Source organism: Pseudomonas sp. CGJS7 (assembly GCF_036961695.1).
Map to the genome: position 1 here is coordinate 41,647 of NZ_JBAMDI010000041.1, position 17,819 is coordinate 59,465.

The 17,819-nt window shown below is 62.3% G+C and carries 14 protein-coding genes and 1 tRNA gene; 10 read left to right on the forward strand and 5 right to left on the reverse strand.

Translation table 11 applies throughout. From position 1 onward, the window contains the following. Positions 1 to 61: 61 nt before the first annotated feature. Positions 62 to 1,444 (reverse strand): aminotransferase-like domain-containing protein, encoded by a 1,383-nt coding sequence (locus V7787_RS23615; protein WP_064492900.1) that lies wholly within the window; start codon positions 1,442 to 1,444, stop codon positions 62 to 64. A 200-nt stretch (positions 1,445 to 1,644) separates the two neighbouring features. Here V7787_RS23615 and V7787_RS23620 point away from each other — a divergent pair, with 200 nt between their 5' ends. The 9 genes from V7787_RS23620 to V7787_RS23660 all read left to right on the forward strand — a co-directional run bounded on the left by V7787_RS23620 (position 1,645) and on the right by V7787_RS23660 (position 12,551). Continuing rightward, entirely contained in the window at positions 1,645 to 2,430 is a 786-nt protein-coding gene (locus V7787_RS23620; protein ID WP_064492901.1) for a sulfite exporter TauE/SafE family protein, read from the forward strand. Between the two features lie 21 nt (positions 2,431 to 2,451). After that, entirely contained in the window at positions 2,452 to 3,213 is a 762-nt protein-coding gene (locus tag V7787_RS23625) for an SDR family NAD(P)-dependent oxidoreductase (RefSeq protein WP_020192248.1), read from the forward strand. A gap of 147 nt (positions 3,214 to 3,360) precedes the next feature. Next, a complete protein-coding gene (gene fdnG, locus V7787_RS23630) occupies positions 3,361 to 6,429 on the forward strand; it encodes a formate dehydrogenase-N subunit alpha (protein WP_336089737.1) in 3,069 nt (1,022 codons plus the stop codon). Further along, the gene (gene fdxH / locus V7787_RS23635; RefSeq protein WP_003255436.1) at positions 6,429 to 7,379 is read left to right on the forward strand and encodes a formate dehydrogenase subunit beta; all 951 of its coding nucleotides are present in this window, start codon (positions 6,429 to 6,431) and stop codon (positions 7,377 to 7,379) included. Before fdnG ends, fdxH begins: the two co-directional genes overlap by 1 nt. Continuing rightward, on the forward strand, positions 7,376 to 8,032 hold the full coding sequence (locus V7787_RS23640) for a formate dehydrogenase subunit gamma (RefSeq protein ID WP_011953329.1): 657 nt from the start codon (positions 7,376 to 7,378) through the stop codon (positions 8,030 to 8,032). The genes fdxH and V7787_RS23640 overlap by 4 nt, the downstream gene beginning before the upstream one ends. Before the next feature lie 4 nt (positions 8,033 to 8,036). Then, on the forward strand, positions 8,037 to 8,963 hold the full coding sequence (gene fdhE / locus V7787_RS23645) for a formate dehydrogenase accessory protein FdhE (RefSeq protein WP_336089738.1): 927 nt from the start codon (positions 8,037 to 8,039) through the stop codon (positions 8,961 to 8,963). 139 nt (positions 8,964 to 9,102) lie between these two features. Then, complete coding sequence (selA, locus tag V7787_RS23650) at positions 9,103 to 10,530, forward strand: L-seryl-tRNA(Sec) selenium transferase (protein ID WP_336089739.1); 1,428 nt, start codon at positions 9,103 to 9,105, stop codon at positions 10,528 to 10,530. Continuing rightward, positions 10,527 to 12,449: a selenocysteine-specific translation elongation factor gene (gene selB / locus V7787_RS23655; protein WP_064492918.1), complete on the forward strand. Its 1,923-nt coding sequence runs from the start codon at positions 10,527 to 10,529 to the stop codon at positions 12,447 to 12,449. The genes selA and selB overlap by 4 nt, the downstream gene beginning before the upstream one ends. 6 nt (positions 12,450 to 12,455) lie before the next feature. Next, positions 12,456 to 12,551, forward strand: a tRNA-Sec gene (locus V7787_RS23660). Positions 12,552 to 12,657: 106 nt separating this feature from the next. On the opposite strand, the gene V7787_RS23665 is transcribed toward V7787_RS23660, so the two are convergent. Together V7787_RS23665 and V7787_RS23670 are read right to left on the reverse strand one after the other, a co-directional pair. Continuing rightward, positions 12,658 to 13,656: an asparaginase gene (locus V7787_RS23665; protein WP_081273286.1), complete on the reverse strand. Its 999-nt coding sequence runs from the start codon at positions 13,654 to 13,656 to the stop codon at positions 12,658 to 12,660. A 63-nt stretch (positions 13,657 to 13,719) separates the two neighbouring features. Continuing rightward, the gene (locus tag V7787_RS23670) at positions 13,720 to 15,162 is read right to left on the reverse strand and encodes an alanine/glycine:cation symporter family protein (protein WP_064492906.1); all 1,443 of its coding nucleotides are present in this window, start codon (positions 15,160 to 15,162) and stop codon (positions 13,720 to 13,722) included. A gap of 178 nt (positions 15,163 to 15,340) precedes the next feature. Between V7787_RS23670 and V7787_RS23675 the strand changes: the two genes are divergently transcribed. Then, complete coding sequence (locus V7787_RS23675) at positions 15,341 to 16,150, forward strand: helix-turn-helix domain-containing protein (RefSeq protein ID WP_020191391.1); 810 nt, start codon at positions 15,341 to 15,343, stop codon at positions 16,148 to 16,150. Positions 16,151 to 16,161: 11 nt separating this feature from the next. Here the strand turns inward: V7787_RS23675 and V7787_RS23680 are convergent, their stop codons facing one another. Both V7787_RS23680 and V7787_RS23685 read right to left on the reverse strand, forming a co-directional pair. Further along, positions 16,162 to 17,007, reverse strand: a complete 846-nt coding sequence (locus V7787_RS23680) for an alpha/beta hydrolase (protein ID WP_336089740.1) — start codon at positions 17,005 to 17,007, stop codon at positions 16,162 to 16,164. Between the two features lie 8 nt (positions 17,008 to 17,015). Next, a complete protein-coding gene (locus V7787_RS23685) occupies positions 17,016 to 17,807 on the reverse strand; it encodes a TSUP family transporter (RefSeq protein WP_014755162.1) in 792 nt (263 codons plus the stop codon). Positions 17,808 to 17,819: the final 12 nt, after the last annotated feature.

Consider the following 17,819-nt stretch of genomic DNA (forward strand, 5'->3'; position numbering starts at 1 on the left):
GAAACCCAGGGCCGTTGCCCTGGGTTTTTTTATGGGCAGCACTGCGTATCTGGCATCGCTTTCAGTAGAACAACCGGGGCTCCGGCGAATCCAGCAGGCTTGCCAGCTTGGTCAGGGCAAAGCCCAGTTCTTGGCGGCTGGGTGCCATCAGGGCGATGCGCACACCGCTGGTGGCGTGGCTGCGTTCAGGCAGGAACTGGCTGCCGCTGACCACCGTTACGCCGTTGTCACGCGCTAAGTTGGCAAACTCGTCGCTGGTCCACGGTTCTGGCAGCTCCAGCCAGATATGGAAGCTGTGGGGCTGACTGCGGATCTTGTATTGGCCAAGAATCTCCCGGGCCATGTGCTGGCGCGCGGCCGCCTCCTGCTGCTGCATACGCACCAACTGGTCGGCCTTGCCGCTGTTGATCAGGTTACTGGCCAATTGCGCCATCAGAGGCGATGGCATCCACACGCTGCTGCGTACCATCGATGATAACCGCGACAGGGTTTGCGGCGGGGCGTACAGGTAGCCGATGCGCAGCGCCGGCAGTACGCTTTTGGACAGGCTGGTGAGGTATACCGAGCGTTCAGGCGCATACGCTGCAAGCGGCTTGTAGTCCGGGCTGGGCTCGAGAAAACCGTAGATATCGTCATCCACGATGAACAGGTCGAACTCACGGGCGATCTCGGCGATAGCCTGGCGCCTTGCTGGGGGCATGATCGAGTTGGTCGGGTTCTGGTGCGTGGTGACGCACACCAGCAGGGAAGGGCGGTGTTCCAGGCAGGCCGCGCGCAATGCCTCCGGGATGAGCCCGTGTTCGTCCATGGCGACGCCGCGCAGGCGCCGGCCCAGGCTGTGGGCCAGGGATATGATGCCCGGGTAGCAGAGCGACTCGCACAGCACCACATCGTCATTCTTCGACAGGCTGCTGATGGCCACCAGCAGCCCATGTTGGGCGCCAGCGGTCAGTACTACCTGCTGCCAGCGAGCATCAGGCAGCCAGCGCTGTATCCAGGTCGCACCGGCTTGTTTGTGGGACGTGTGACCACCCTCTGTCACATAGTCGAGTACCTGCCCCAAGTCCGATGAGGCGGCCAGTTCGCTGATAGCCGTGCCTAGCCACTCGCTCATGTGAGCGTCGTTGGGCTTGATGATCGAGAGGTCGATCTGGCTACTCTCGCCGGCAACGGGTGTGGGCACCGACGGGGCGGGTAATGGCTGCCGCAGTTGCCTGACAAATGTGCCTCGGCCCACCTCGCCAGCCACCAGACCACGCTTGGCTGCTTCGTCGTAGGCCCTGCCAACAGTGCCGGGGGTTACATTCAGCGCCTCGGCCAGGTCCTTGAGCGTGGGTAAGCGATCGCCTTCTGCAAGCCGACCACTTTCGATGTCCTGTTCAAGGGCATCAGCGATCATCAGGTAAACCGGCTGTGTTTGATGGCTGTATTGGGGGACCCACATGGAGATGGCACCAGGCTCTGCAAGAGCGCGAAAGCCTAGCATGAAAGCTCGGATGCAGGTAATGATGGTAATCGGCTAAATTGAGTTGAATTTATTTTAGATTGAATCGATTCAATTTTTGAAATTACAATCATCGCACCGATCAGGCCGGCCGCACTCGGGCTGTGCCTGGCATAACGCTCCACTGGATGGACATCGCTATGGAAATGTTGGGTTCTTACTGGGCGGAGCACTGGTTGCTGGCAGTCCTCATACTTGGCGCGATCGCCTTCGTTGCGGGCTTCGTCGACAGCATTGCCGGTGGTGGTGGTTTGTTTCTGGTGCCGGGTTTTCTGCTGGTTGGCATGCCGCCCCAGGTGGCACTGGGCCAGGAAAAACTGGTCAGTACCCTTGGCACGCTGGCTGCTATCCGCAACTTCCTGGCCAACAGCAAGATGGTCTGGCAGGTAGCGTTGGTCGGGGTGCCGTTTTCGCTATTAGGCGCCTACCTGGGGGCTCATCTGATCGTATCGATCTCGCAGGAAACGGTGGGCAAGATCATCCTGGTACTGATCCCCCTCGGCATTCTCATTTTCCTTACCCCCAAGGATCGTCCGGTCGAGGAGCGCGAGCTGTCTTCGCGAATGCTGTACACCGTAGTGCCGTTGACGTGCCTGGCCATTGGCTTCTATGACGGCTTCTTCGGCCCCGGTACCGGCAGCATGTTCATCATCGCTTTCCATTACCTGCTGCGCATGGACCTGGTCTCCAGTTCGGCCAACTCCAAAACCTTCAACTTCGCTTCCAACATCGGTGCTTTGGTGGCGTTCGTCAGCGCAGGCAAGGTCGTCTACCTGCTGGCATTGCCACTTGTGGCCTGCAACATCCTCGGTAACCACCTGGGCAGTTCCCTGGCCTTGCGTAAAGGCAACGACGTGGTGCGCAAGGCGTTGGTGTTCTCGATGCTCTGTCTGTTCACCAGCCTGGGCGTGAAGTACCTCACCTGACCCATTGATAGGAGACAACGAATGAAAACCGCATTTGTAACCGGTGCTTCCTCAGGCTTTGGCCGCGCCATCTGCTGCACCCTGATCGGCAAAGGCTACCGTGTGATCGGTGGAGCCAGGCGCATGGACAAACTGAAAGCACTGGAGGCCGAACTCGGCGTAAATTTCATTCCGCTGGCGCTGGATGTCACTGATTCAGTGTCGCTCGAGAAGGCGGTCGAGCAGATGCGTGAGGCGTCGCTGCAGATCGATCTGCTGGTCAACAACGCGGGACTGGCGCTGGGCGTGGACCGTGCCCAAACCAGCAGTGCCGCAAACTGGCAGCAGATGATTGACACCAACATCACCGGCCTGGCCATGGTCACCCACAAGATCCTGCCGCAGATGGTGGAAGCCGATAGCGGCATGATCATCAACATCGGCTCGATCGCCGGCACTTACCCCTACCCGGGCGGTAACGTGTATGGCGCCAGCAAGGCGTTCGTCCGCCAGTTCAGCCTCAACCTGCGTGCCGACCTGGCTGGCACCCGGGTGCGGGTGAGCAACATCGAGCCGGGGCTGTGCTCAGGCACGGACTTCTCGGTAGTGCGCCTCAATGGCGACATGGACGCCGTGCAGGCCTTGTATCGGGATGTAGAGGCCCTTCTGCCGGAGGACATTGCAGCGACGGTAGCCTGGGTTGCCGAGCAGCCGGCGCACGTGAATATCAATACCATCGAGATCATGCCTGTGGCGCAGAGCAGTGCGGCGCTGAATGTGGTGCGCAACCTGCCACGTGCCTGATCGGGTCCGCACTACTGACCCAGGTCATCGCACCTTCTGGATTCTTGACTAGTCTTATCCTTTGGCGGCCATCAATTGGCCGCCACCGTGACTACCAAGAGGCGCCGGCAATGTTCCGCGCGTCCACCACCTGATCAGGAGTGCACGATGGACCTGAACCGTCGGCAGTTCTTCAAGGTCGCCGCCGTCGGCCTTGGAGGCTCGAGCCTTGCGGCGTTGGGCATGGCCCCGACGCCGGCATTCGCCGAGCAGGTGCGTCACTTCAAGCTGGCGCATACCAAAGAAACCCGTAACACCTGCCCTTACTGTTCGGTCGGCTGCGGCCTGATCCTGTACAGCCAGGGTGATGCGGGTAAGAACGTCAAACAGAACATCATCCATATCGAAGGGGATGCCGACCACCCGGTCAACCGCGGCACACTTTGCCCGAAGGGCGCCGGCTTGCTGGACTTTATCCACAGCCCGAGCCGCCTGCAGTACCCCGAGGTTCGCAAGCCGGGCAGCAAAGAGTGGGTGCGGGTCAGCTGGGACGAGGCGCTGGACCGCGTCGCCGACCTGATGAAGCAGGACCGCGATGCCAACTTCATCGAGAAGAACGCCCAAGGCCAAACGGTCAACCGCTGGCTCACCACCGGTTTTCTTGCCGCCTCCGCCGCTTCCAGCGAGGCTGGCTACCTGACCCACAAGGTCATCCGCGCAACAGGCATGCTGGGGTTCGATAACCAGGCACGTGTCTGACATGGCCCGACGGTGGCAAGTCTTGCCCCGACGTACGGCCGTGGCGCCATGACCAACCACTGGTCCGATATCGCCAACGCGAATCTGGTCCTGGTGATGGGTGGCAACGCAGCAGAAGCGCATCCGTGTGGCTTCAAGTGGGTGACCGAGGCCAAAGCGCACAACAAGGCGCGGCTTATTGTGGTCGACCCGCGGTTTACCCGTACCGCTTCGGTGGCGGACTACTACGCGCCGATCCGTACCGGCACCGATATCGCCTTCATGGGCGGGCTGATCAACTACCTGCTCAGCAACGACAAGATCCAGCACGAGTACGTGCGCAACTACACTGACGTGTCGTTCATCGTCAAAGAGAACTATGGCTTCGAGGATGGCCTGTTCAGCGGTTACGACGAGGCCAAGCGTGTGTACGCCGACAAGTCCGGCTGGGGTTACGAGCTGGGTGAGGACGGCTATGCCAAGGTCGACCCGACACTGCAGCACCCTCGCTGCGTGTTCCAGCTGATGAAGCAGCATTACAGCCGCTACACCCCGGAACTGGCGAGCATGACCTGTGGCATGCCACAGGACGCCATGATGAAGGTCTGGGAAGAGATCGCCTCCTGCTCGGTTCCGGGCAAGACCATGACGATCCTTTATGCGCTAGGTTGGACGCAGCATTCGATCGGTGCGCAGATTATCCGCAGTGCGGCCATGGTCCAGCTGCTGCTCGGCAACGTCGGCATGCCCGGTGGCGGGGTCAATGCCCTGCGCGGGCACTCCAACATCCAGGGCCTGACCGACCTCGGCCTGCTGTCCAACTCGCTGCCGGGCTACCTGACCCTGGCCGGTGACGCCGAGCAGGACTACGCCGCCTACATCGACAAGCGCGCTTCCAAGCCGCTGCGGCCTGGGCAGTTGTCGTACTGGCAGAACTACGGCAAGTTCCACGTCAGCCTGATGAAGGCCTGGTACGGCGCCAACGCCACGGCGGAAAACAACTGGGGTTATGACTGGCTGCCCAAACTCGATGTACCGGCCTACGACGTGCTGCGCATGTTCGAGATGATGGGCCAGGGCAAAGTCAATGGTTATATGTGCCAGGGCTTCAACCCGATCGCCGCGCTGCCGGACAAAAACCGCGTCACTGCGGCACTGGGCAAGCTCAAGTGGCTGGTGGTCATGGATCCCTTGGCCACCGAGACCTCGGAATTCTGGCGCAACGCCGGGCCGTTCAACGATGTCGACACGGCCTCTATCCAGACCGAAGTGATCCGCTTGCCCACTACCTGCTTTGCCGAGGAAGACGGCTCGCTGGTCAACAGCAGCCGCTGGCTGCAATGGCACTGGAAGGGCGCAGACGGCCCGGGCGAGACGCGTACCGACGTGCAGATCATGAGCGAGCTGTTCCTGCGCCTGCGCCAACGTTACCAGGCCGAAGGGGGAGCCTATCCTGACGCGATAATGAATATCAGCTGGCCGTACAAGATCCCTGAGGAGCCCTCCCCGGAGGAGCTGGCCAAGGAGATGAACGGCTGGGCGGTGGCCGATGTCACCGACCCGACTGGCGCGGTGATCAAGGCGGGCCAGCAACTGGCGGGCTTCGGCCAGCTCAAGGACGATGGCAGCACCGCGTCTGGCTGCTGGATCTTTGCCGGTAGCTGGACCGAACAAGGCAACCAGATGGCTCGCCGCGACAACAGCGACCCGTATGGCATGCACCAGGTGCAGAACTGGGCCTGGGCCTGGCCGGCCAACCGCCGCATCCTTTACAACCGTGCCTCCAGCGACCCGCAAGGCAAGCCGTGGGACCCGGAGAAAAAGCGCCTGGTATGGTGGAACGGCAAGGCCTGGACCGGCACCGACGTGCCGGACTTCAAGGTCGACTCGCCGCCCGAGGCGGGGATGAACCCCTTCATCATGAACCCCGAAGGCGTGGCGCGTTTCTTCGCCATCGACAAGATGGCCGAAGGCCCGTTCCCCGAGCACTATGAGCCCTTCGAAACACCGATCGGCATCAACCCGCTGCACCCGCAGAACAAGAAGGCCACCAGCAACCCGGCCGGGCGCATCTTCGATTCTGTGTGGGACACCCTTGGCACGCACGACGAGTTCCCTTATGCGGCGACCACCTACCGGCTGACCGAGCACTTCCACTTCTGGAGCAAGCATTGCCGGCTCAACGCCATTGCCCAGCCCGAGCAGTTCGTCGAGATAGGCGAGGTGCTGGCCAACGAGAAAGGCATCAAGGCCGGCGACCGGGTACGGGTGTCGAGCAAGCGTGGGCATATCGATGCGGTGGCGGTGGTGACCAAGCGGATTCGCCCGCTGCAGGTCAACAATCAGACCGTGCACCAGATCGGCATTCCGTTGCACTGGGGCTTCACCGGCGCTACCCGGCATGGCTACCTGACCAATACCTTGGTGCCGTTCCTCGGTGACGGCAACACGCAGACGCCAGAGTCCAAGTCGTTCCTCGTGAAAGTGGAGAAACTCTGATGGCCAGCCAAGACATCATCGCCCGCTCGGCCACCACTACCGTGCCGCCCTCGGTGCGTCAGCAGGAGGAGGTCGCCAAGCTGATCGACACTACCAAGTGCATCGGCTGCAAGGCCTGCCAGGTGGCGTGCTCGGAGTGGAATGAACTGCGTGACGAGGTTGGCCACAACCACGGCACCTACGACAACCCCCAGGACCTCACTGCCGAGACCTGGACACTGATGCGCTTTACCGAGCACGAGCGCGACGACGGCAACCTGGAGTGGCTGATCCGCAAGGACGGCTGCATGCACTGTGCCGACCCAGGTTGCCTGAAGGCCTGCCCGAGCCCGGGTGCGATCATCAAGCACGCCAACGGTATCGTCGATTTCAACCAGGACCACTGCATCGGCTGCGGCTACTGCATCACCGGCTGCCCGTTCAACATCCCGCGCATCTCGCAGAAAGACCACAAGGCGTACAAGTGCACCCTGTGTTCCGATCGCGTGAGCGTGGGGCTGGAGCCGGCGTGTGTGAAAACCTGCCCGACCGGGGCAATCGTGTTCGGCAGCAAGGACGAGATGAAAGTGCATGCGGCCGAGCGCATCGTCGATCTGAAGTCGCGGGGCTACGACAAGGCCGGGCTGTACGACCCGGACGGCGTCGGTGGTACCCACGTGATGTACGTGCTGCACCATGCCGACACGCCGAAGCTGTATGCCGGCCTGCCGGACCAGCCAGTGATCAGCCCGTTGGTGGGGTTGTGGAAGGGCTTCACCAAGCCGCTGGCGCTGTTGGCCATGGGCGCGGCGGTGCTGGCGGGGTTCTTCCACTATGTGCGGATCGGCCCACAGCGTGTCGAGGAGGATGAACACCCGACACCGCCGGACGAAAGCGTGCATCAAGTGGACCCGTCGGTCCATGTCTATGATCCGAAGCAGCCCGGTGGGCAAGGGGAGCAGCGGCCATGAACGACAACAAACCCATCCTGCGCTACAACGCCAACGAGCGTAGCAACCACTGGGTGGTGGCGATCCTGTTCATCCTGGCTGGGCTGTCGGGGCTTGCGCTGTTCCATCCGGCGCTATTCTGGCTCAGCAACCTGTTCGGCGGCGGGCCGTGGACGCGCATTCTGCATCCCTTCATCGGGGTGGCGATGTTCGTGTTTTTCCTCGGCCTGGTATTGCGCTTCTGGCGGGCCAACTTCATCACCGCCAATGATCGCCTGTGGCTGCGCCGGGTGGACCGGGTAATGCGCAACGAGGAGGAGGGCGTACCGCCGATCGGCAAGTACAATGCCGGGCAGAAGCTGCTGTTCTGGACCCTGCTGGTGTGCATGCTGGTATTGCTGGTCAGTGGCGTGGTGATCTGGCGCGCATACTTCAGCCATTGGTTTGGCATCGATGCCATTCGCTTGTCTGCGCTGCTGCATGCGCTGGCGGCCTTCGTGCTGATTCTCAGCATCATCGTGCACATCTACGCCGGCATCTGGATCAAGGGCTCGATCGGCGCCATGCTGCATGGCTGGGTCAGCCGCGCCTGGGCCCGCAAGCATCATGAGTTGTGGTACCGCGAAGTGACCGGCGACAAGACGCCGGGTGATCACGGACGAAAAGAAGGATAAGCGCTTGAGCACCCTACTCGAACCCGGGCAGATCGAAGCGTCGGCAGTCACGCCGCCATTTCTGCACCTGCCCGCCGCCAACCTGTTTGAACTGCGCGCCGCCCGCCTGGAGCAACTGGCCGAGGGCAACGCGCTTGGCGACTACCTGAGGTTGATTGCGCGTTTATGCCGCATCCAGCAGCAGCTTGTGGATAACCCGCCCAGCGGCTTGCCCGTGGCCGAGGAGCGTCAGCGCCTGTGCATGGATCATGGTTTGCCGCCGCTGGCGGCTGACAGCCTGGTGCGTGAAGGGCCGTGGCTGGTCTGGTTGCAGGCACTGCTAGAGCACCTCAGCGGCGAACGCAGTGGCCCGCTGGGTGAGGCGCTGCAGGTGCTACGAGGCAGTGATGACAATCAGCGCAAGGGCTGGGGCATTGCTTTGCTGGCAGGTCAGTACGATGGTGTGCCTGCAGCACTGGTGCCGTTCCTCGGGGCCGCGTTGCAGGCGGCGTGGTCCAGCTGGCTGCTGGCGCTGCCCGTACACCAGCTCGAGCCTGCCGGCAGCCTGGCCCAATGCCCGGCTTGTGGTTCGCCGGCGATGGCCGGGGTGGTGCGCAACCGTGGAAAGCACAACGGTTTGCGTTACCTGGCCTGTTCGTTGTGTGCCTGTGAGTGGCATGTGGTGCGGGTCAAGTGCGTGTACTGCGAGTCGAGCAAGGACTTGCGTTACACCAGCCTTGAGGATGATCGCCATGCGCCAGGCAAAGCGCCGCTGCGCGCCGAATGCTGCCCAGGGTGCGACAGCTACCTGAAGCAGAACTACCTGGAGAACGATGCGGCGGCCGAGCCGCTGGCCGATGACCTGGCCAGCCTGGCCCTGGATATACGCCTGGACGGGGAGGGGTTCCATCGCCTGGCGCCCAACCTGATGCTCGCCCCGGGAAGTGGCTGAGGGTCTACACTGAAACACCGACTTGCCTTCGTACCTACAGGTAATTGCGCCAACCTTCCGGATCACGCTGTACTTGTAGGAGCGGGTTCACCCGCGAATGGGCCAGCACAGACAACGGATCAGTCCAAGGTAGTACCGCATGTCCAACAGCCTTGCCAGCGACACCCCACGCCTGCCGTCCATCGATACCCTCCTTCGCCACCCGGCTTGCCTCCCTCTGATCGATCGCCACGGCCGTGACGCCGTGCTGAATACCCTGCGCCAGTTGCTCGATGACCTGCGCGAGCCCGCCCGTAATGGCGAACTCGGCAGCGCCGAACTGGCCCCGGAAATCCTCCTTGGCCGCAGCGGCGAACGCCTCGCCCTCCAGCAACGCAGCCAGGTTCGCCGCGTGTTCAATCTCACCGGGACCGTGCTGCACACCAACCTGGGCCGCGCCTTGCTGCCGGATGAAGCCATCGAGGCCATGCAGACCGCGGCTCGTTACCCGGTCAACCTGGAATTCGACCTGGCCACCGGCAAACGTGGCGACCGTGATGACCTGATCGAAGGCCTGATCCGCGAGCTGACCGGTGCCGAAGCCGTCACCGTGGTCAACAACAATGCCGCCGCCGTGCTGCTAGCGCTCAACAGCCTGGGCGCGCGCAAGGAAGGCATCATCTCTCGCGGCGAGCTGATCGAGATCGGTGGTGCGTTCCGTATTCCCGACATCATGGCCCGCGCCGGCGTGAAGCTGCACGAGGTTGGCACTACCAACCGTACTCACGCCCGCGACTACGAGGCCGCCATCGGCCCGCGCACTGGCCTGCTGATGCGGGTGCATTGCAGCAATTACAGCATCCAGGGCTTCACCACCCAGGTGCCTACTGCCGAGCTGGCACGTATCGCCCACCAACATCAACTGCCACTGCTTGAAGACCTGGGCAGCGGCAGCCTGCTCGACCTTACCCGCTGGGGTCTGCCCGCCGAACCCACGGTACGCCAGGCTCTGGCCGATGGTGCCGATATCGTCACCTTCAGTGGCGACAAGCTGCTGGGTGGTCCGCAAGCCGGGATCATCGTCGGCCGCAAGGACTTGATCACCAGGATCAAGAAAAATCCGCTCAAGCGTGCGTTGCGCGTCGACAAGATCACCCTTGCTGCACTCGAAGCGGTGCTGGCGCTGTACCGCAACCCCGATCGCCTGGCCGAGCGCCTGCCCAGCCTGCGCCTGCTGACCCGCAGCCAGGCCGAGATTCAGGCCCAGGCCGAGCGCCTGGCGCCTGAACTCAAGGCGCGTCTCGGTGAGCAATGGGCAATTAGCGTAGAGCCCGCGTTGGGCATGATCGGCAGTGGCAGCCAGCCGGTTGCGCGCTTGCCCAGTGCCGCGCTGTGCCTGCGCCCGCAAGTGTCGAAGAAGTTGCGCGGGCGCAGCCTGCATGTGCTGGAGCGCGCCCTGCTCGACCTGCCGGTGCCGGTGCTGGGCCGCATTGACGACGATGCCCTGTGGCTGGACCTGCGCCAGCTGGATGACGAAGCCCAGTGGCTGGCCCAGTTGCCAGCCCTGCAGCTGGGGCCGGTGCAGTGATCGTTGGTACCGCTGGCCACATCGACCACGGCAAGACCGCACTGCTGCTGGCGCTGACCGGCCAGGCCGGCGACCAGCGGCAAGAAGAGCGCGCCCGCGGCATGACCATCGACCTTGGTTACCGCTATGCGGCGCTGAGCGAAGGCGGGCCGCTGACCGGCTTCATCGATGTGCCGGGCCACGAGCGCTTTATCCACAACATGCTGGCCGGCGCCCATGGCATCGACCTGGTGCTGTTGGTAGTGGCGGCCGACGACGGGGTCATGCCGCAGACCCGTGAGCACCTGGCGATCATCGAGCTGCTGGGCATTCCCCAGGCCTTGGTGGCGATCAGCAAATGCGACCGGGTAGAGCCGTCGCGTCTGGCCGAGGTGCAGATGCAAGTCAGTGAACTGCTGGCGCCTGGGCCGTATGCCGGTGCGCGGCAGTTTCCGCTGTCGAGCATCAGCGGGGAGGGCGTGGAAGCGTTGCGCCAGGCCCTGCTGGAGGCCGAAGCAGGTACACGGCAACGCAGTGTGCACGGTGGTTTTCGCCTGGCCGTCGACCGTGCCTTTGCGGTTACCGGCGCCGGTGTGGTGGTCACCGGCACGGCACTGGCCGGGCGGGTCAGTGCGGGTGATACGTTGTTGCTGGGCAAGGCCGGCAAGGTGGTGCGCGTGCGTGGCCTGCATGCGCAGAACCAGGCCGCGTTGGTGGCAGAAGCAGGCCAACGGGTGGCGCTGAACATCGCTGCCGAGCGCCTGGCCGTGGAGCAGGTGCACCGGGGCGACTGGCTGGTGCCCGAATGGTTGCATGCGCCCAGTGTTCGGGTGGATATCGAGCTGTACCTGTTACCGGACGAGAAGCGTACTTTCGAACATTTCAGCGCCGTGCATGTGCACCTCGGCACCCAGGATGTAACGGCCCGGGTCGCCTTGCTCGAAGGCGAAAGCCTGGCTGCCGGCCAACGCATGTTTGCCCAGTTGCTGCTCAACGCGCCGTTGCAGGCCGTGCACGGCGACCGCCTGGTGCTGCGCGATCAGCGCGCCCAGCGCACACTGGGCGGCGGCAAGGTGCTCGACCCGTTCGCGCCAAGTCGCCAACGCCGCAGCGATGCCCGTCTGCAACAGTTGCTGGTGCTGCGCGACGCAGTGGATCTGGAGCAGGCACTGCCAGCGCTGCTCGCCAGTGCACCGGGCGGTATTAGCCCGCAGCGGCTCGAGCGGCAGTTCAACCGCCTGCGGGAAACCTGGCAGTTACCGGACGATGTGCGGGTGGTGGCCACCCGGCAGGGCCAACTGCTGTTCGCCAACGCTCAATGGCAGGCGCTCAAGCAGCAGGTCCTGGAGCAGCTGGCGCGCTTTCACGAGCAAGAGCCCGACCAGCTTGGCCCTGACCGTGATCGCTTGCGGCGCTTTGTAGCCTTGCCTCTGGAACGGCCGGCATTCGTCAGTTTGCTGGATGAACTGCTCGACGACAGCGCCATCGCCAGCAGCGGGCCATGGCTGCATCTGCCCGATCACAAGGTACAGTTGAGCGAAGCCGACAGTGCATTGTGGGCACGTCTGCAGCCGAAGTTGATCGCAGGGCAATTTGACCCACCCTGGGTCAGGACGCTGGCGAGTGAGGAGAACCGTGCCGAAGCCGATGTGCGCCTGTTACTGCGCAAGTTGGCCCGGCTGGGCCTGGTACATCAGGTGGTGCGCGACTTGTTCTACCCCGAGGCGACGCTACAGCGCATGGCAGCGTTGATGCTGGGGCAGGCCAGCGAAACGACGATAGTGCAGGTTGCCGCGTTTCGCGATATGTTGGGCATCGGTCGCAAGCGCAGTGTGCAGATTCTGGAATACTTCGACCGCATCGGCCTGACCCGGAGGGTGGCCGACCAGCGTCACATCCGCGCCGACAGCGCCCTGGCTCAACAGCACGCCAGGCACTGAGTTCAAGGAAGGCAATCGCGCCCGGTGGCGCGGCCGGGCTTCAAACCCGGTTGGGGACGGCAGCCGTTCCCGGGCAGGTTCGACTCCCGCTGCCTTCCGCCATTTTTTCACCCTTTAGGGCCTCTTCGCGGGTGAACCCGCTCCTACACAGGAAACGCTATCGTCGTAGGAGCGGGTTTACCCGCGAAGAGGCCCTAAAGGGCGCTGATCAAGCCCGCTCGCCACACAAATCCAGGACAAACCAGCGGTCTGCTGCGTCAGCATCCAACCCTGCGCCCAGTAGCGCCATCATCTTGCCCAGTGCCGCTTCACGGGTCATGCCACCGCCACTGACCAGCCCGGCCCCGCGCAAGCGGTTACCCGCTGCATAGGTGTCGAACACCACCGAGCCTTCCGGGCACTGGCTGATCGCCGCCAACATCACGCCGCGCTGGCGCGCTGCGCTCAGCACATTCAGCAGCGCCTGGTCATCCGACGGACCGGTACCGCTGCCGTAGCACTCCAGCAGCAAGCCCTGCACACCACTGTCGATCAAGGCCTGCAAATGCCCGGCCTGAAGCCCCGGGAACACCGGCACAACCGCCAGGTTGACCGGTTTGCGCGGTTGCTTGTAACCCAGCTCGGCAGGGATCGTATCGGCCCGCTCAGCGTCACGATGGCGCGGCAGCGCAGCAAAGGCATCGAACGCTTCGCTACGCAGCTTCGACGCCCGACAGCCATGCAGCAGCTGACCGTGGAAGTACAGTTGCACGCCATCTTCCAGGCCGTGCTCGAACTGGCGCAATGCGCCGCACAGGTTGTCCCAGGCATCGCTGTCCGGGGCACCTGCCGGCAGCATCGAGCCGGTCAGCACTACCGGTGCTGGCAGGCCCAGCAACAGGAACGACAACGCTGCAGCGCTGTAGGCCATGCTGTCGGTACCGTGCAGCACCAGCACGCCATCGTGGCCCGTTACATCCACCGCCGCGACGATGGCATCGCGCATCGCCAGCCAGTTGTGCTGTTGCATGTTGGCGCTGTCGAGCAGCGGGTTCAGCTCGTGCAGTGTCCATTGCACCTGGGGTGCATTGGCCATCTGGGCAAAGTGTTCACGCATCCGCGCGTCAAAACCACCGGCCGGTGCCAGGCCTTCGGGGGTTTCGAGCATGCCGATGGTGCCACCGGTATAGAGAACGAGAAGATTCTTTACTGCGCGCATGGAAAGCATCCGTAGCGGTGAGCGGACAAAGAAAAGCCGCCCGCGGAAGGGGCGGCTGGGCAGGGGAGGATATCAGCGCTGCGTCTGAACTTGGCCGACTGCTTTGTCAGTGGCTGTTTCCACCTGAGGATTGGCAGGCCAGGCATTGCGGTCCAGGTCCAGGTCGGCAAACTTGGACGAGTCGAACACAGGCTGCTTTACACCGGCCTTGCGCTGCTCGTCGTAGTCGCGCATGACTCGCAGGCCGACCTTGAACAGCAGGGCCAGGGCCACCAGGTTGACGAAGGCCAGGCAGGTCATGGTGATGTCGGCGAAGGCGAACACGGTCGACAGGTCTTGCATCGAACCCCAAACGACCAGTGCCAGTACCAGGCCACGGAACACCATCAACACTACGCGGTTACGGCTGAGGAACTGCAGGCTGTTCTCGCCGAGGTAGTAGTTGTAGAGGATGCAGGTAAAGACAAACAGCGACAGCGCCACGCTGACGAACACGCGACCCCAGTCACCGACTACGGCGGCCAGCGAGTTCTGGGTCAGGACGATGCCGTCACCTTCGAAGCCTGGGGTGTAGAAGCCCGACAGCAGGATCAGCAAGGCGGTGCAGGTGCAGATCACGAAGGTGTCGAGGAACACGCTGAAGGCCTGGACCACGCCCTGCGCGCCCGGGTGTTTCACGGCAGCCACGGCAGCGACGTTCGGTGCACTGCCCAGGCCTGCTTCGTTGGCGAACACGCCACGTTTCACGCCCATGACGATGGCGCTGCCGAGCAGGCCGGCAAACGCCGGGTCGAGGCCGAAGGCGCTCTTGAAGATGGTTTCCAGCATGGCTGGCACGTGTTCGATCTGGGTGCCGATCACGTACAGGGTCACGCCGATGTAGGCCAGGGTCTTGACGGGTACCAGCAGGTCCGACACTGCCGCGATGCGCTTGATGCCGCCGATGAAGGTGATGGCCAGCAGTACGGCCAGCACAATACCGGTGTGGCTTGGGTCGAAGGCAAAGGCATTCTGCAGCGAGTGGGTAACGGTGTACGACTGCAGGCCGATGAAGGCGAAGCCGTAGGTGACCAGCAGCAAGATCGAGAACACGATGGCCATGCTCTTGCGCTTCAGCCCGTGCTGGATGTAGTAGGCCGGGCCGCCACGGTACAGGCCGTCGCCATCAGCGCGCTTGTACACCTGGGCCAGGGTGCATTCGAAGAAGCTGCTGGACATGCCCACCAGTGCGGTAACCCACATCCAGAACACGGCACCAGGGCCACCCAGGGTCACTGCGATACCGACACCGGCGATGTTGCCGGCGCCCACGCGGCCGGCCAGGCTCAGCATCAGGGCCTGGAAGGAGCTCAGCTGGCCTGCCTGGCCACGCAGCGATTCCTTGAACACGCTGAACATATGGGTGAAGTGGCGGAACTGGACGAACCGGGAGCGAATGGTGAAGTAGCTACCCAGCCCGACGATCAGCACGATGAGGAGTTTCCCCGAAAGGAAATCGTTGATTACTTCGAGCATTGGAAAATGACCTCGATTCTTATTCTTCGTGTGGAAAGACCAGCGGACGGCAGGCGCACCGCTATTCGTTGGGGCGCATGGTTGGCTATGACAAGAGTGGTTACAATTTCGCGGATTGCTCTGACTTGATGCGACTTGATGCTACAATGGCGTCATTCGCGTCACCTGGACTCCGCATATGAGCGATCACTTCGCTACAAACCTCAAACTTGCCTGCAGCCACTACCGCTCTATTTCCGAAGTTTGCCGCCAGCTGTCGATCAACCGCGCGCAGTTCAACAAGTACCTGAGCGGGCAAAGCCGTCCGACGGCTTTCAACCTGAAGCGTATCGGCGACTTCTTCGGTGTCGAGGATTACGAACTGAACCTGCCCGCTGAGCAGTTCGCCCGTCTGATCGGTGCGCGGGTATCGCCCCAGCCCCAGCAGCCCAGTGACCCGATCAGCGAGTTGTTCCGCCCGTTGCACGAACATGGCGGCAACCTTTCGCGCTATTGCGGTTACTACTTCGAGTACTCCAACTGCATGTCGGTGCCGGGCACGATCCTCGTGTCGCTGGTGCACCTGTGGGAAGAGCGCGGCCGTTTTCTGTTCGAGCGCCAGGAACGGCAGGAGCGCTCCAGCGCCACCGATCAGCATGCCGAGGTACGCTGCCGCTACCTGGGGGCGGCGTTCCAGCTGCAGGACCGGATGTTCCTCATCGACTACGAGTCGCTGACATTCAACGAAATGAGCCAGACCATCCTCATCCCCAGCTTCAAAAGCCGCATTACCCGGCTGAATGGCCTGAAGGCCGGGGTATCCAGCGGCGACCGGCGCAACCCGGCCTGTACCCGGGTGGTGTGGGAATACCTGGGCGAGGAGATCAATCGCATCAATGCGTATCGGCAGGTGAAACTGTACCGGCCGGATGATCCGCGCATAGATGACGATGTGCGTGAGCGATTGAGCGTGGCGCCATTGCGCAATGGTCTGTTCGAGATCGAGTAATGCTAAACGCCTTAAGCATTGTCGAGGATGAACGTTGCGACCGTGTCGGCAACCTGGTCCGCTATTGCCGGAGTACTGCGCAAATGTGCCGCGATGCCATGGTCGCAGTCGGTAAGAAACAGACATTGCAAACGCGACGCTGGAACTGCTCGCATCAAGGCGAGGTTAACTTCTTCAGGAATCGGGCTATAGCGTTCAGTGCCGGCAAGCCACAGGTTGCCAGCGCTGGTGCCGGGGCCTTTGCCGAATCTCTGGGAGTTGAGCCCGTCGTACTCGCCGATCACCATCAATACTCTTCCACGAAACTGGTTGAGGAAGGTATAGCTATCGCTCTCCAGAAAACCGAAAGGCTTGTTGATGGCCGCAGTGAATGCCGGGCCGAACGGCGCTTGGTGGGCATGGTCTTGATAAACTGCGGGGCAGATCAGTACGATGCTGTCCACTTGTGGCAACTGTGCTGCAAGCTTAAGCGTAATTGCCCCGCCAAGGCTGTGGCCTATGAGCGTTCGGCATCGCGGCGCGATATGCGCGTGGAAGCGCTGTGCTTCATCAAGGTTCGTCGCCAGTGACGGCGCCATTGCGCCTGGTTCGCTGGCGAGGCTGTGACCTGACAGATTGCCAGTGAGTGAACCAATGCCCGCGGCTTGCAGGCGATAAAGCAGGGGGTTGAGCCGGGTAAAGTCGGAACGCGCGCCCCCCAAGACGAATGCGGGAGCTGCGCGCTCGATATCAGGTACCAGCAATCGCGCCTGTTGCTGGTAGTTTCCAAAGACTTCATTGATGAACAGTTCTTTGCCCGGGGCGGGCTCGTCAAACTGCCACTTCTCGCGCTGTGGGGAAGCCTTTTGAATGTGCATGGTGCTCTCTAGAAGAACTGGTTGAGCCATTCGCCGAGCGGGTTGCCGGTATCGAGCAGCAGTTTGAGTGCCATGATGCAGCAGACGCTGACCAGCAGCGGTTTTATGAGGCGAGAGCCGAAGCGAACTGCGCAGCGAGCCCCCAATTGTGCGCCCAGAAAGGCGGCGAGCGCCATTGCCAGCGCCAGCGGCCAGATGATCGCCCCGCTGAGAGAAAAGACGGATAGTGCGCCCAGGTTACAGGCCGCGTTCAAAAGCTTGCTGGTGCATACGGCTTGAATGAGGTGCTGGCCCAAGAGGACCACGCAAGCCAGCATGAAGAACGAGCCGACTCCGGGGCCGAAGATGCCGTCATAAAAGCCAATGATTGGTGCAGCCGTCACGCAGAATAGGCTGGTCGATACCTTTGCCTTGCGCGCTTGTTCATTCGGCTTTGGACTGAAGGCAAAGTAGGCGGCGATCAGGATCAGCAGTGGTGGGACGCACGCCTGCAAAACGCTTTTGGGGACATAAGTTATCGACAAGGCCCCCAGCGCCCCACCGATAAACGCCATGACAGCCATGGGACTGCCTCGTCTCCAGTCGATCATGCCTTTGCGGGCGAAGGCGCACGTAGCCGAAACCGTAGCCGAAGCTGCCTGGAACTTGTTAGTGGCAATAGCTGCCAAGGGTTCTACACCGGCAATAAACAACACCGGGAGCGTGATAAGGCCACCGCCCCCGGCAATAGCATCAAAAAAGCCGGCCATCAGTGCAACCAGTGCGAGTAGCAGAACAAACGTCAAGTCGATTTCGATCATGGAGTATTTTCC

What these genes read in the sequence shown, in the direction of transcription:
- V7787_RS23675 (WP_020191391.1), top strand. Translation starts at nt 15,341, where the DNA reads ATGAGCGATCACTTCGCTACAAACCTCAAACTTGCCTGCAGCCACTAC.
- V7787_RS23640 (WP_011953329.1), top strand. Translation starts at nt 7,376, where the DNA reads ATGAACGACAACAAACCCATCCTGCGCTACAACGCCAACGAGCGTAGC.
- V7787_RS23680 (WP_336089740.1), bottom strand. Translation starts at nt 17,007, where the DNA reads ATGCACATTCAAAAGGCTTCCCCACAGCGCGAGAAGTGGCAGTTTGAC.
- V7787_RS23665 (WP_081273286.1), bottom strand. Translation starts at nt 13,656, where the DNA reads ATGCTTTCCATGCGCGCAGTAAAGAATCTTCTCGTTCTCTATACCGGT.
- V7787_RS23685 (WP_014755162.1), bottom strand. Translation starts at nt 17,807, where the DNA reads ATGATCGAAATCGACTTGACGTTTGTTCTGCTACTCGCACTGGTTGCA.
- V7787_RS23620 (WP_064492901.1), top strand. Translation starts at nt 1,645, where the DNA reads ATGGAAATGTTGGGTTCTTACTGGGCGGAGCACTGGTTGCTGGCAGTC.
- V7787_RS23615 (WP_064492900.1), bottom strand. Translation starts at nt 1,444, where the DNA reads ATGTGGGTCCCCCAATACAGCCATCAAACACAGCCGGTTTACCTGATG.
- V7787_RS23670 (WP_064492906.1), bottom strand. Translation starts at nt 15,162, where the DNA reads ATGCTCGAAGTAATCAACGATTTCCTTTCGGGGAAACTCCTCATCGTG.
- V7787_RS23625 (WP_020192248.1), top strand. Translation starts at nt 2,452, where the DNA reads ATGAAAACCGCATTTGTAACCGGTGCTTCCTCAGGCTTTGGCCGCGCC.
- selA (WP_336089739.1), top strand. Translation starts at nt 9,103, where the DNA reads ATGTCCAACAGCCTTGCCAGCGACACCCCACGCCTGCCGTCCATCGAT.
- fdxH (WP_003255436.1), top strand. Translation starts at nt 6,429, where the DNA reads ATGGCCAGCCAAGACATCATCGCCCGCTCGGCCACCACTACCGTGCCG.